Raw genomic sequence first — 13451 nt, forward strand, 5'->3', positions numbered from 1 at the left:
AGCGTCGGCAGGGTGAGCGGCGCGAGCCAGTGTCGGTGCAGCGCCGCGTAGCGGGTCGGCGGCTTGCTGTTCCTCACCAGCGCGCGGTAGTAGCCGAGCGCTGCGCGCCAGTTCTGCCGTCGTCCGATCGCGTCGAGAACGAGCGCGACCTCGTCGGAAGCGTCGTAGCCCGGTGACCACCTCCGCCACAGCCGCGGCACCAGCCAGGACGCGGAACGCTCTGGGAGCCAGGGCAATTGGAAGTACGTGATATACCAACTACGCGCTATCTGCATGGGCAGCCTGGCGGCCAACTGCCCGACGTGGTCGACTTCCCCCAAGGGGCGGAATGCCGCCGACGGCGGCACGGACATGATGACGGCCTTGCTGAACGGGCCATCGGCCATCGCCGCGAGACCGGCGCCGGCGATGGCACCCCAGTCGTGCCCGACGAGAATGTCCCGGCCGGTGGGCCCGGCGGCGTCGAGCACCCTCAGCGCGTCGTCCATCAGGGCGCCGACGTGGTAACTACCGTCCGTGGAGAGTGACGACGGCGCGTACCCCCGCAGGAACGGTGCGACGACCCGCCACCCCGCGTCGACGAGCAGCGGTGCGACCTTTCGCCACCCGTGAGCGGTGTCGGGAAACCCGTGCAGGCACAGCGCAATCGGTGCATCTCGCGCACCCCAGGACAAGGCTCGCAGGCGGACGTCGGAGGTGGCGACGTCGATCCACTCCGGCTGTTGCTCACCCATCGCGTTGCAACGTACAACAACGGCTACAGATCGCGCACGGCATCCTCGAGGTCGGCGATCACGATCTTGCGCATGCCGAGCATCGCCCTCGTCGCGGCCGTGGCTCGCGCCGGGTTCGAGTCGGTGAGCATCGCGGTGAGGCGCTCCGGCACGATCTGCCAGCTCAACCCGAATCGGTCCTTGCACCAACCGCACTGCGATTCCTCGCCGCCGTCGACCAGCCGGTTCCAGTAGTAGTCGATCTCGTCCTGATCGGTGCAGCCGATGACGAAGGACACCGCCTCGGAGAAGGGAAACTGGGGGCCACCGTTGATGCCGAGGAATCGTTGGCCGTCGAGGACGAACGTCCCAGAGACCACCTCGCCCGGCGTGCCGGGGCCCGCCTCGTTGTAGCGGTCGAATCGACCGATCGACGAGTTCGGAAAGATCGACGTGTAGAACGCGGCGGCCTCTTCGAGGTCGTGGTCGAACCAGAGCGACGGGGTGATCGACGGCATGGCGGGAGCCTCCTGTCCGGGTGTGTTCAGCCGTGCAGACCGGCCGCCGTGGGGAAACTCATCGCCACCGCGGGGGTCACGTCCGTTGGCCTCGCCGACCTGGGTAACGTCAGACCCAGGTCGGCGAGAGGAACAGCGTGGGCATCGCACACAGCGCATCGAACACCGTTGAGTTTCGCGGCGTCGACAACCTGACCCTGATCGGCGACGAGTGGAATCGCGACGCCGAGGCCGCCGCTGCGAATCCGACGATCCTGATGCTGCACGGCGGCGGCCAGAATCGGTTCTCTTGGAAGAACACCGGGCAGATCCTGGCCGACGGCGGCCTTCACGTCGTTGCGCTCGACAGCCGAGGTCACGGCGACAGCGACCGGTCCCCCACCGCCAATTACTCGGTGGAGTCCTTGTGCGAGGACACCCTGCAGGTGCTCTACCAGATCGGTCGCCCGGTCGTCCTCATCGGCGCGAGCATGGGTGGGCTGACGGGCATCCTCGCGGCTCACGAGGCGGGCCCGGAGTTGGTGACCAAGCTGGTGCTCGTCGACGTCGTGCCGCGGTTCGAGAAGGACGGCAGTGCGCGCATCCGTGACTTCATGTTCAGTCACGTCCATGGCTTCGACTCCTTGGAGCAGGCGGCCGACGCGGTCGCCGAATACCTGCCGCACCGCCCTCGCCCGCGCAATCCGGACGGGCTGAAGAAGAATCTCCGGCTGCGCGACGGCCGCTGGTACTGGCACTGGGACCCGGCGTTCCTCACCAAGCCGGACGACGATCCCTTCGCCAGAATCGACAAACTGGAGCAGGCCGCGGTCAACCTCGAGATCCCGATCCTGCTGATCCGGGGCAAGTTGTCAGACGTCGTGAGCGCCGAAGGTGTCGCGCACTTCCTCGAGACGGTGCCGCGCGCCGAGTTCGTCGAGTTGCCCCAGGCCGGACACACCGCTGCGGGTGACGACAATGATGCGTTCACGGATGCGGTCGTCTCCTTCGTGGCCCGATGAGCGCTTGCGCGAAGAGCAGACGGCCCCGATGAGCGCTTGCGCGAAGAGCAGAGAACCCCGATGAGCGCTTGCGCGAAGAGCAGACGGCCCCGATGAGCGCTTGCGCGAAGAGCAGACCACCCCGATGAGCGCGACCGTGGCGGGTTTCAACTTTCTCGAACAACCGGAGCTTCCGGCGCCTCAGGTCAGCGAGGCACAGGCACGCGAGTTGTTGGCGGTGCATTACGGGCTCAACGCCCGGCCGGAATCCCTTGGCAGCAACCAGGACAAGAACTTCCTGGTGTTCAGCACCGATCCCGATCTCGACACCGACACCGACCCGCTCGGCGTGCTGAAGATCGCCAATCCGGCGTTCACGGCCGTCGAGCTGGCGGCGCAGGATGCCGCGGCCGAGGTGATCGCCACCGCTGAGCCGACCCTGCGGGTCGCCGTGCCGCTGCCCAATGTCACCGGCGAAGTGTCCACGGCGGTAACGGGTCTCCTGGATGGCACCGCGTACGTGAGGCTGCTGCGGTTCCTGCCGGGCGGCACGCTCGTCACCACCGGCTACCTGGCGCCCGGGGTGGTTGCAGGCATGGGTGAGGTGGCGGCCCGAATCAGCAGAGCGCTGAAGGACTTTCAGCATCCGGGCCTGGACCGGGCGCTGCAATGGGATCTGCGCTTCGGTAACGACGTCGTGCAGACGCTCGTTGCACACATCGATGACCCGGGGCACCGGGATTGCATCGCGGTGGCCGCGGCGGACGCGTGGTCGCGCATCTCACCGCTGGCCGACCAGCTACCCCGTCAGGCCGTGCATCTCGATCTGACCGACGCCAACGTGGTCGCGTCGCCGACGAACCCCTCACTCCCGGACGGCATCATCGACTTCGGCGATCTCTCGGACACCTGGGCCGTGTCCGAGTTGGCGATCACCCTGTCGTCGGTGCTCGGGCACCCCGGCTCGACGGCAACGTCGATCTTGCCCGGCATCAAGGCCTTTCACGCCATCCGGCCGCTAACTCCCGCGGAGGTCGACGCGCTCTGGCCGCTGCTGGTGCTTCGCACCGCGGTACTGTTGGTCAGTGGCGCTCAGCAGGCCGAGCTCGATCCCGACAACCCGTACCTGACCGAGCAGGCGGGCGCCGAGGAGCGGATGTTCGAGCAGGCGATCTCCGTGCCCCTCGACGTGATGACCGGCGTCATTCGGCACGCACTGGGATTCTCGGTCAGTCCCGCGCAGGTGTCGGGTGAGTCGATGGTCGCCGATCTGGTCCCGACGTCGGTCACCACGCTCGACCTGTCGACCACCTCCGACGTGTTCGACCTGTTCGACGAAGGTGTCTCTGCGTTCACGCCCGACTACCGGGATCTATTGGCGCGAACGGCGGTCGAGGAAGGTGCCGCGCTGGTCGCGACCCGGTTCGGTGCGCCCGACCTGACCCGCGCACCGCTGCTGAGCCAAGACTCCCCCGAAGTGGTTGCGACCGGTGTGTCGCTGTGGCCTGCGCGGACTACCGCGGTGATCGCGCCATGGCCGGGCGTCGTCGTGCGCGGTGATCGCGAGGTGACCTTGCGGGGTGCCGAATTCGAGCTGACCTTGGGCGTGTCTGGCGAGGCGACCGATCGCGTCGACGTCGGTGACGTGCTGGTGACCCTTCCTGCCGGGCAGTGGACCACGGTGAGCATCCGACCTGTCGACGGCCCCGTGGCACCCGCGTTCACGACGGCCGAGCTCGCCCCGGGATGGCTGGCGCTGCAGCGTGATCCGCGGCCACTGCTCGGGTTGGCCGCGGTGGAGGACGACGCGGTGACTGACCTGTTGGCCCGCCGCGACGACAGTTTCGCCCGCGTGCAGGAGCATTATTACGCCGACCCTCCCCAGATCGAGCGCGGCAAGCGCCACTACCTGATGTCGACCGCCGGCCGGGTGTACCTCGACATGGTCAACAACGTCACGGTGCTGGGGCATGCGCACCCGAGGGTGGCTGCGACCGCGGCCAGGCAACTGCGCAGGCTGAACACCAACTCCCGATTCAACTACGAGGCGGTCGTCGAGTTCAGCGAGCGGCTCGCGGCTACGCTGCCGGAACCGCTGGACACGGTGTTCCTGGTGAATTCGGGTTCGGAGGCAAGTGATCTCGCCATTCGGCTGGCCACGGCGGTCACCGGCAGGCGCGACGTACTCGCGGTGCGCGAGGCGTATCACGGCTGGACGTACGCCACCGATGCGGTGTCGACGTCGACGGCCGACAATCCGAACGCGCTGACGACGCGACCCGATTGGGTGCATACGGTGGAGTCGCCCAACAGCTTTCGGGGGACCTATCGCGGCGCGGACGTCGGCCGGTACGCCGTCGACGCCGTGGCCAAGGTCGAGGAGCTCACTGCCGCGGGGCACCCGCTCGCCGGGTTCATCTGCGAGGCCGTGTACGGCAATGCGGGCGGCATGGCATTGCCCGACGGTTACCTGCAGCAGGTGTACGCCGCCGTGCGGGCAGCTGGCGGTTTGGCGATCGCCGACGAAGTGCAGGTGGGGTACGGCCGACTCGGCCAGTGGTTCTGGGGTTTTCACCAGCAGCAGGTAATCCCCGACATCGTGTCAGTCGCCAAGTCGGTCGGCAACGGCTACCCGATGGGTGCCGTCATCACCACCCGCGCGATTGCCGAGGCGTTCAGCGGGCAGGGTTACTTCTTCTCGTCGACCGGCGGCAGTCCCCTGTCGTGCGCGATCGGGCTCACCGTGCTGGACGTGCTGGCCGACGAGGACCTGCAGGGCAACGCGGTCAGGGTGGGTCGTCATCTCAAGTCTGCGCTGACGAAGCTGCGGGAAAGGCATCCGCTCATCGGCACCGTGCACGGCATCGGGTTGTACCTCGGCGTCGAAATGGTTCGTGATGCAGACACCTTGGAGCCCGCGACCGAGGAGACGGCGGCAATCTGCGACCGCATGCTCGAGCTCGGCGTGGTGATCCAGCCCACCGGCGATCACCTGAACATCCTCAAGACCAAGCCGCCGCTGTGTCTCGACGTGGCGGGCGCGGACTTCTACGTGGCTGCCTTGGACCGGGTGTTGACGGAGGGCTGGTAGCCGCGCGCTGGCGGCGATCTTCAACCGGTCCCGTAGGCACTACCGAACGTCTAGCCTAACCGTCAGCCACGTCGATGAAGAGGAGCGGCTGATGAAGAACGGCAGCCTGATTCCCATCTGGGTGCAGTGCGTCGCCTTCCTCGCTGGGCTCGTGCTCACGGCAACGGGTGCGGTCGCCGTATTCGTCACCAGCAACTCGGCGGGCGCAGCAACGCTGGTGGCCACGGGAGCCGCGGTCAGCATTGTCGGGCTGTATGCGAACCGGATTCAGAGCATCGAAGGGGGCGGGGTTCGCGTTCAGTTGGCCGAAGCGGTGATCGGGAAGCTCCAGGCAGCCGAGGAAGCCGAACAAGGTGGCCAGCCGGAGTTGGCCCAAACCCTACGCAACGATGCGGAACGCCTTATGGCGCTGGCGAACCCGGTTGCAGGCGAATACGAATCCATTCGGCGCAATCACATGCCCGGGGATGAGCGGACGAGGAAGCTCGAACGCATCGTGGTCGATGCGCGCAGACTCGCGCCGCACGTCCCCGATTCGGCGGCCGTGGAACGGCTGTTCGACACCGGCCAGGAAGGCAACCGACTCACCGCGATTGCGATCATGCAGGCCCGCCCCGAACTTGCCAGTCTCCGAGTCGCGTCCGTCGGTGCACTGAGTCCAATGAGTGCATTCGAACAGTTCCATGCTCTCGCGTTGATCGACGTGATGTCGACGAGTGAACGGTGGGCGAGCGAATCCGATCAGCTGCGCAGTGTGGTCGAAAGGGCGTTACAGGACGAGCGAGTCCAAACCGCAGTCGATCGCAAGCGGCTCGCCACCCGGATTCTCCGAACGATGGACGCTCGCCTCGGAGGCGCTGAGTCGCATCTCACGTGACGCACGCCGCCGTCACGGTGTCGTTGATCGTGTGGCCTGGCTCGTCAACGGGCGTCTGACCCCAGCTCGGCGGATGCGTAGGAGTGGGCGATGTGCCTGATCTCGTCGCCCGCTCCTGCGCGAATCACCTTTTGCGCGCCGAGCCCGTCGATGAGGATCAATAGCCGCCTGGCGGTCGCCGCGACGTCGGCGACGCGGAACTCCCCCGCCGCGACTCCGGCGCGGACGAGGTCGGCGATGAACGCCAACCAGTCGTCGGTCAGCGTCTTCGCCTCGGCGGCGAGGGTGGCATTTCGGCGCCCGAGGCTCCACGCGTCGAGCCAGAGCGCGCTGGCCTCCTCGCTGACCTCGCCGAGCACGTAGTCCATCAACGCCTCGACACCGGCACGTGGCGTCGCCGTCGCCGCAACCCGGGCCCGCGCGGCATCCAGGTCGGCGACGGCGGCGGTCCGGAAGGCGGCGGCGATCAGCAGTTCCGCTGACGAGAAGTAGTGGCTGACCAGCCCTGGAGTGACGCCGAGATCGGTAGCGACGCGGCGCAGCGTCACCGCCGCGAGTCCCTCCTCCTGACTGATCGCGACGGCGCGTGCCAACAGCTCGCCGTGGCGTTCGGCTGGCAGCTTGCGCTTTGCGTCCCGCATCTCGACAGTCACGCCACCTTCTTCCCCTTGACGGATCCCGATTGTTATTGAACACTACATCAACACTATTGAAGTACCCGTCAACAAGCCCGGATCGAGAACGCATGACCGCCGTTGCGCCGCCACGAGACCTCACCGCCCCACCGACTGCCGCCGATCACGTCGGCGCCGTCGAGGCCACAGGCGTGGAGTACCTCCCCGAAGAAGCCCGCGACTCGCGCCCCCGCAACCTGGGCGCGGTGTTCCTTGGCGCCAACCTCACCTGGACCAACGCCGTCTTCGGCGCCTTCGCGATCGTGTTCGGGCTGTCCTTCTGGCAGACCGTCGCGTCGATGGTCGTCGGCACGGCGGCCGGCACGCTCGCCGTCCTACCGACGGCCACGATCGGGCCGCGCACCGGCACCAACATGACGGTGTCCAGCGGAGCCTTCTTTGGCATCCGCGGCCGCTTCATCGGCTCCGGCCTGGCCCTGGCGATCGCACTGGCGTTCGCGGCGGTGACGGTCTGGACGAGCGGTGACGCACTCGTCGCGGCCGCGCATCGCCTGATCGGTACATCCGACAGCCACGTCGTCCACGGCCTGGCCTACATCGTCGTCGCCGGGCTCATGGTGGCGGTGGCGCTCTACGGCCACGCGACCATCGTGGCGATGCAGAAGGTCGTGGTGCCGGTCGTCGGCACGCTGATGATCCTCGGCTTCCTCGCGTTCGCAGGCAGCGTGGACACTTCGGCCCAGGGCGACGGGTACGCACTCGGGGGCTTCTGGCCGACGTGGACGTTGTCAGCCGTTCTCTTCGCGGCGGCGCCCATCTCCTACGGCCCGACCATCGGCGACTACACGCGACGCGTTTCCTCAATTCGGTTCAGCAACAAGAAGATCTGCGTCGCGCTGGGGTGCGGCATGTTCGTTGGCGTGCTGTTGCCCAGCCTCTTCGGCGCGTTCACCGCGCTGTCGTTCGCGGATCCGACCGACTCGTATCTCGACGATTTGGTGACCGCCTCCCCCGCCTGGTTCGTCGTGCCGATCGTCGTGATCTCGCTACTCGGTGGGCTCAGTCAAGGCGTGCTGTGCATCTACGCCAGCGGCCTTGACCTCGAGGGTCTGACCCCGCGCCTGCGACGGACCCAAACCACCGTCATCACCGCGGCCGCCGCCATCGTCCTGCTGTACGTCGGCGCATTCGTCTTCGACGCCGTCGAATCCGTCACAGCGATGACGATCGCCCTGAACGCCGTGATCACACCGTGGATCGCAATCCTGGCCATCGGCGCGCTGCGCACCAAGACCTACGATCCGACCGATCTGCAGGCGTTCGCCGATGGCCGCCGCGGCGGCAGGTACTGGTTCACCGGCGGCTGGCACGTTGGAGCCGTCCTGGCATGGACGATCGGTGGCGCGTTCGGTCTGCTCGCCGCCAATACGACGCTGTACGTCGGCCCACTGGCCGACCTCGCCGGCGGTGTCGACCTGAGCACCGTCGGGTCCGCCGTGATCGCCGGGTTGCTTTACCTGGCGACGACCCGTTTCATCAAGGCATGACACAATCCGCCGACGAGCTGGTGACCGAGTTCTGCGCCCTGTGGTCCAACCCGGATCCCGAGAAGATCCTGAGCTACTTCACCGAAGATGCGGTTTACCACAACATCCCGATGCCACCCGCCGAGGGACTCGCTGCGATCAAGCAGCTCCTGCCGATGATGCTCGATGGGTTCGACGGCATCGATTTCACCGTGCACCGGCAGTTCAGCCAGGGCGACATCGTCATGAACGAACGCACGGACGTGATGCGGCGTACGGATGGCCGACGGATCGACCTCCCGGTGATGGGCGTCTTCGAGGTGCGCGACGGCCGCATCGCTGCATGGCGGGACTACTTCGACCTCGCAACGGTGACGGCCGGACTCGCGTAACCGCCAAATCGAGGAGTCGACGGAGCTCGACGAGCGCATCGGTGATCGCGCCTCGGTCCGGTTGATCGGCAGGCACCACGGAATGGTCAGCCGGCGAGTCAAGAAGCACTCGGGGCACATCGTCAGGAGTCGGGGCGACGGCTACCTGATCGCCTTTGCGCAACCGGCCGGGGCCGTGTCGTGCAGCGTCGCCGTGCAACGCGAACTCGCCAAGCGGCCCAACCCCTTTAAACCGTGCTCCTGTGAGGCACGGTCAATCAGCCGGTCCCGACTCGGCGAGTCGCTGATGCAACTTCGCCCGAATGTCGTCGGGGGTGTAGGCATTTCGCTTGCGTTGGTCGCGCGCCACCAGCACTCCACCCGCCACGACGCCTGCGACACCGGCCAGCCCAACCAACTTCCATATGCCTCGCATGGCCCAAGTCTGCCTAAGCTGCCATGGTGAGTGCGAACACGGTGACGCTTGAGCGTGCGCTGGCCGAGACTCGAACGGGTGACATCTGGCTGTTCCGCGGCGATTCTGGGCCGGACCGCGCCATCCAGACGATGACGAACGCACCGGTCAATCACGTCGGGATGACCGTGGCGATCGACGACCTACCGCCGCTGATCTGGCACGCCGAGCTTGGCGACAAGCTGGAGTGCCTGTGGAGCGGCGGCCATCATCGCGGCGTGCAGCTCAACGATCTGCGTCAGGCGGTCGAGCGCTGGATGCTCACTTACGGCCAGCGGTGCTGGCTGCGGCAGATGACGCCGTACGCCAACCGCGAGCAAGAAGACCAACTGCTGAAGGTCATCGCCCGGATGGATGGCACCGCGTTCCCCACGACTGCGCGACTCACCGCACGGTGGTTCCGCGGTCGCATTCCCACGGTCACCGATTGGACCCGGGGCCTGCCGGTGATCGACAGCCGAGTTCGCAAACTCACCCGCGCCAAGCGCGCCGAGCGACTCAAGACGGGTCTTGAGACGGCGTACTGCGCCGAGACGGTCGCCGTCACATACCAGGAGATGGGTCTACTCGCCACGGACAAGGACACCAACTGGTTCGATCCTGGGAAGTTCTGGAGCGGCGACACGCTGCCACTGGCGCCCGGCTACGGGCTGAGCGGCGAGATCGCCGTCGTTCTCTGAGAGGCGCGTGCGGCGGTGCCCGTTGGCGGCACTACCGTCAAGTCATGCACCGATTCGTCGCGGCCGTAGCCGTCGGGCTGAGCGCCGTCGCCATCGCCGGTTGCGGCAGTGGTTCCGGAGCGGCTACCTGCGCGCAGTTCAATGCCATGGACAGCGACGGAAAGCGCGCCGAGGTCGCAGCCGTGCTGAAGGACCGCAACGCCAGGAACTCGTCGGACACCGAGGTACGGGGGAAGGTCGATACGGTGGTCGGCTCTTGCGCGCCCGACTCGCAGCGGGACAAGCTCGTGAAGGACCTCTTGCCCTGACCGTGGGACGCGGTGACCGTGGGACGCGGTGACCGTAGGACTCCGCGGCATAAAACGACGGGCTCGGGCGTTTTCATTCATAGGATGGCCCGCCGATAATTCATCCCCTAGCTCGGCGGGCCGTTCATTTTCACCGACTCGAATGTCGAAAACCCGCCAGCACCTGATGCCCCATCCGGGTTGCCTGGAGCCATGACGACCTCCACCTCCTCGCGATGGACTGATCGCGTCGACACCACGAACTGGGCCGCAGTCACCGATGAGCTGAACGACGTTGGCGGCGCCCTACTTCCGCAATTGCTGACGCCGGACGAGGCGGCCGGGATTCGCAAGCTATACCCACTCGACGGCATGTTCCGTTCGACCATCGACATGGGCCGCCATCGGTTCGGGCAAGGCGAGTACCGCTATTTCGATCGGCCGTACCCAGATCCGGTCGATCAGCTCAAGCGGGCACTGTATCCCCGACTGCTCCCCATCGCCCGGGACTGGTGGGCCAAGCTCGGCCGCGACGCCCCGTGGCCCGACACGTTGGACGAGTGGCTCGACGCGTGCCACCGTGCCGGACAGTCGAAGTCCACCGCAATCCTGCTGAAGTACGGCGCTGGCGACTGGAATGCGCTGCACCGAGATCTATACGGCGACTTGATCTTTCCGCTGCAGGTGGTCGTCAACCTGAGTGAGCCGGGCGTCGACCACACGGGAGGCGAGTTCCTGCTCGTCGAACAGCGCCCCCGCGCACAGTCACGCGGGACTTCGACGACGGTGCCACTCGGTCGGGGCTACGCCTTCACCACGCGGGAGCGTCCCGTGCGGTCGGCCCGCGGCTGGTCGGCCGCGCCCGTTCGCCACGGTGTGTCCGTCGTGCGATCAGGCGCCCGCTACACCCTGGGACTGGTGTTCCACGACGCCGCCTGAGCGACCCCTCACTTGGTGGTCGTCGGCGTCGGCGCAGAGACCAGGTTCAGCCCGGCATAGATCTCGTCGAGAAGCGGTGCCAGCATCGCCTGCGCCGTCGTGTTGCCCTCCGGTGACAACGTCAGGTTCGTCCAGATCACCAACGTCACGTCGTTGTCCGGGTCGTAGCCCATGAACGAGTTGAAGCCCGGCAGTTCGCCACCGTGGTAGAACATGGCCGCATTCGGACCGAACCGTTGGTAGGAGATTCCGTAGCCGTACTTCTGCCCTTCGGGGGCGGCGGGATCCTCGGCCTGCAGGCTGGTCAGCCACTGTTGATGGAAGTCGGCGTCGAAGACCTTCCCGGTGACCAGCGCCTCGATCCACGTTGCCAGATCGTCGGCCGTGGAGATCGCCCCGCCCGCCGCCGTCGCGTAGGACGAATTCTGATTGGTGTAGTCGATGGGCTGCAACGCGCCCGATTTGGCCGCGGATTGGATGTCGGCGGGGTATGGATCATCGGCGAGCGCATAGAAGCTTCCGCCATACATGTATCCGTGCGAGTACGGACTGGGAATCGAAGTGTCGTCGATGGCGGGCAGCGACGTCTGTCGCAGACCCGCGACGCCAAACAACCGGTCTTGAAACTGCTGAGCCAGCGGACGGCCACCGACCTTCTCGGCGATCACCCCGAGCAGCGCGTAATTGGTGTTGCTGTACTCGTATTCGGCATCGGGCGCGAACTGGGGCGGATGCCGGTACGCGATGGCCAACACCTCCTGGGGCGTCCACGCCTTTGCGGGCGTCGCATCCATCACGGCGGACAACTGGGGGTCGGCGGTGTACCCGAAGAGACCGGTGCGCATCTTCAACAGCTGCGCGACGGTGATGTTCTCACCGTTCGGCACGCCGGAGACGTACGTCGACACCGGATCGGTGAACTTCAGCTTGCCGTCCTGGACCAGCAACACGATGAGGGCTGCCGTCATGGTCTTCGTGTTGGATGCGATCCGGAAGTGCGTGCCGGGTTCCGGCGGGATCTGCGCGCCGAGTTCGGTGGTGCCGACCGCCGCGTCGAATCTGCCCTGCGGGGTTCGCAACTCGACCATGGCGCCGGGAACCATCAGGTCCTTGGCCAATCCGGCGACGACGGTCCGGAAGGCCTCGGGATCGATGGTCTTCAGCGCCGACGCCGCCGCAGCTGCCGTGGCCGTCGTCGCAGGGGCCGACGAGCCGGAAGCCGATGACGACGCAGCCGGCTCGGTGGTCGACGAACAGCTCGCGACCGCCAGCACCACGCACACCGCAAGCCACGCACTCCGAATGCAGCTCTGAGGTATTCCCATCGGCCACAACCCCCCGGTCAGCTCGGTAACCGGACTCTAACCACCCGCCGGGGTCAAGATCGACGTTCGCGCCAAATTCGATCCACGGCTCAGTACAGGGCTGTGAGCGCGGCCAGCGCGCACGCCTCGTCATCGCCGACGCTCGCGCCGCTGACGCCGACGCCCCCGACGACGGCGCCCTGCACGACGATGGGAACGCCGCCACCGAAGATGACGAATCGGCCGCCACCGTTGGCATGCAGACCGAACAGTTCACCACCGGGTGCGGCGAGCGCGGCGAGTTCGGACGTCGCGACGCGATTCGCGACGGCGGTGTACGCCTTGTCGACGGCGAGCACGGGACCGGCGATCTCGGCGCCGTCCATCCTGCCGAACGCGATGAGGTGCCCGCCGTCGTCCACCACCGCTGCGGACACCAGGATCGACCTTCGCACCGCTTCGGCGTGGGCGGCGACCACCATCTGCTGTGCTACGGCCAGGTCGACAGTCATCGATTCCTCACGACGACAAGATATCCCGACGTCCGTCTAGTGCTCGACACACCGAGCCCGCGATGGGCCTGGCCGAAGTCGTTGCGGTCGGATGTCGCCCAGCGGTTCCGGCACGTCGTCGGTGCGGGCACGTCATCGCTCCGGCACGTCGCCGTCAGGCACGGCGACGCGCCTTTCGCGGTTCGGCTCCCGTCAGATCCGTCAGGATCCGGGCGGCCTGTGACGCGAACCCGGGCCGTCCTCGCTGGCGCCTGCCCCGCCTGCCCACGCTGCCCCGCCTGCCGAGTCCGATCAGCACCAGCAGCCGATTGATCCGCCGCCGCCGAGAGCGGACTGTCATCGCGAACCGAAGTGCGATCCACGAAGCGCCCAACACCACGCCGATCCATAGCGACGCCGCCACCAGATAGACCACGTCGACCGCTCCCATGACGAAGAGCTTCGTGCGTCGCTGTCGCGCCAGGGTCACGGACGGGGCACGCCTGTGCGTCTAAGTGAACGTACGAATGCTGCGTCGCTACTGAGCGCCGACGTCGTAAAGGG

The 13451-nt window shown here is 66.8% G+C and carries 15 protein-coding genes; 8 read left to right on the forward strand and 7 right to left on the reverse strand.

All coding sequences use genetic code 11. The annotated features are described in order from the left end of the window. The coding region (locus ABW137_RS34765; RefSeq protein ID WP_526407343.1) for an alpha/beta fold hydrolase at positions 1–734 on the reverse strand (734 nt) is incomplete at its 3' end. A 23-nt stretch (positions 735–757) separates the two neighbouring features. Continuing rightward, positions 758–1231 carry a VOC family protein gene (locus ABW137_RS34770; protein WP_526407345.1) on the reverse strand — a complete coding sequence of 158 codons (474 nt, stop codon included), beginning with the start codon at positions 1229–1231 and terminating at the stop codon, positions 758–760. A 137-nt stretch (positions 1232–1368) separates the two neighbouring features. Between ABW137_RS34770 and ABW137_RS34775 the strand changes: the two genes are divergently transcribed. The 3 genes from ABW137_RS34775 (at position 1369) to ABW137_RS34785 (ending at position 6179) form a co-directional block, all read left to right on the forward strand. Then, positions 1369–2232, forward strand: a complete 864-nt coding sequence (locus ABW137_RS34775) for an alpha/beta fold hydrolase (protein WP_526407347.1) — start codon at positions 1369–1371, stop codon at positions 2230–2232. Between the two features lie 124 nt (positions 2233–2356). Next, positions 2357–5302, forward strand: a complete 2946-nt coding sequence (locus tag ABW137_RS34780; RefSeq protein ID WP_526407348.1) for an aminotransferase — start codon at positions 2357–2359, stop codon at positions 5300–5302. Between the two features lie 91 nt (positions 5303–5393). After that, positions 5394–6179: a hypothetical protein gene (locus ABW137_RS34785; RefSeq protein ID WP_526407350.1), complete on the forward strand. Its 786-nt coding sequence runs from the start codon at positions 5394–5396 to the stop codon at positions 6177–6179. Positions 6180–6223: 44 nt separating this feature from the next. Here ABW137_RS34785 and ABW137_RS34790 read toward each other — a convergent pair whose 3' ends face one another. Continuing rightward, positions 6224–6832 (reverse strand): TetR family transcriptional regulator C-terminal domain-containing protein, encoded by a 609-nt coding sequence (locus tag ABW137_RS34790; protein WP_526407352.1) that lies wholly within the window; start codon positions 6830–6832, stop codon positions 6224–6226. Between the two features lie 92 nt (positions 6833–6924). On the opposite strand from ABW137_RS34790, the gene ABW137_RS34795 reads away from it, so the two are divergent. Together ABW137_RS34795 and ABW137_RS34800 are read left to right on the forward strand one after the other, a co-directional pair. Continuing rightward, entirely contained in the window at positions 6925–8361 is a 1437-nt protein-coding gene (locus ABW137_RS34795; protein ID WP_526407354.1) for a purine-cytosine permease family protein, read from the forward strand. Further along, positions 8358–8732 carry a nuclear transport factor 2 family protein gene (locus tag ABW137_RS34800; RefSeq protein ID WP_526407356.1) on the forward strand — a complete coding sequence of 125 codons (375 nt, stop codon included), beginning with the start codon at positions 8358–8360 and terminating at the stop codon, positions 8730–8732. Before ABW137_RS34795 ends, ABW137_RS34800 begins: the two co-directional genes overlap by 4 nt. 253 nt (positions 8733–8985) lie before the next feature. On the opposite strand, the gene ABW137_RS34805 is transcribed toward ABW137_RS34800, so the two are convergent. Next, entirely contained in the window at positions 8986–9147 is a 162-nt protein-coding gene (locus tag ABW137_RS34805; protein WP_526407358.1) for a hypothetical protein, read from the reverse strand. A 26-nt stretch (positions 9148–9173) separates the two neighbouring features. Between ABW137_RS34805 and ABW137_RS34810 the strand changes: the two genes are divergently transcribed. The 3 genes from ABW137_RS34810 to ABW137_RS34820 all read left to right on the forward strand — a co-directional run bounded on the left by ABW137_RS34810 (position 9174) and on the right by ABW137_RS34820 (position 11092). Further along, the gene (locus ABW137_RS34810; protein ID WP_526407360.1) at positions 9174–9866 is read left to right on the forward strand and encodes a guanylate cyclase; all 693 of its coding nucleotides are present in this window, start codon (positions 9174–9176) and stop codon (positions 9864–9866) included. 44 nt (positions 9867–9910) lie between these two features. Beyond that, positions 9911–10174, forward strand: a complete 264-nt coding sequence (locus tag ABW137_RS34815; protein ID WP_526407362.1) for a hypothetical protein — start codon at positions 9911–9913, stop codon at positions 10172–10174. A gap of 192 nt (positions 10175–10366) precedes the next feature. After that, a complete protein-coding gene (locus tag ABW137_RS34820) occupies positions 10367–11092 on the forward strand; it encodes a 2OG-Fe(II) oxygenase (RefSeq protein ID WP_526407363.1) in 726 nt (241 codons plus the stop codon). Positions 11093–11100: 8 nt separating this feature from the next. Here ABW137_RS34820 and ABW137_RS34825 read toward each other — a convergent pair whose 3' ends face one another. The 3 genes from ABW137_RS34825 to ABW137_RS34835 all read right to left on the reverse strand — a co-directional run bounded on the left by ABW137_RS34825 (position 11101) and on the right by ABW137_RS34835 (position 13377). Then, on the reverse strand, positions 11101–12417 hold the full coding sequence (locus ABW137_RS34825) for a serine hydrolase domain-containing protein (protein WP_526407365.1): 1317 nt from the start codon (positions 12415–12417) through the stop codon (positions 11101–11103). Positions 12418–12506: 89 nt separating this feature from the next. Then, the gene (locus tag ABW137_RS34830) at positions 12507–12908 is read right to left on the reverse strand and encodes a heme-binding protein (protein ID WP_526407367.1); all 402 of its coding nucleotides are present in this window, start codon (positions 12906–12908) and stop codon (positions 12507–12509) included. Between the two features lie 154 nt (positions 12909–13062). Next, on the reverse strand, positions 13063–13377 hold the full coding sequence (locus tag ABW137_RS34835) for a hypothetical protein (protein ID WP_526407369.1): 315 nt from the start codon (positions 13375–13377) through the stop codon (positions 13063–13065). Positions 13378–13451 lie beyond the last annotated feature (74 nt).

The sequence above is a fragment of the Mycobacterium sp. genome, assembly GCF_040509115.1.
Classification (GTDB): Bacteria; Actinomycetota; Actinomycetes; order Mycobacteriales; family Mycobacteriaceae; genus Mycobacterium.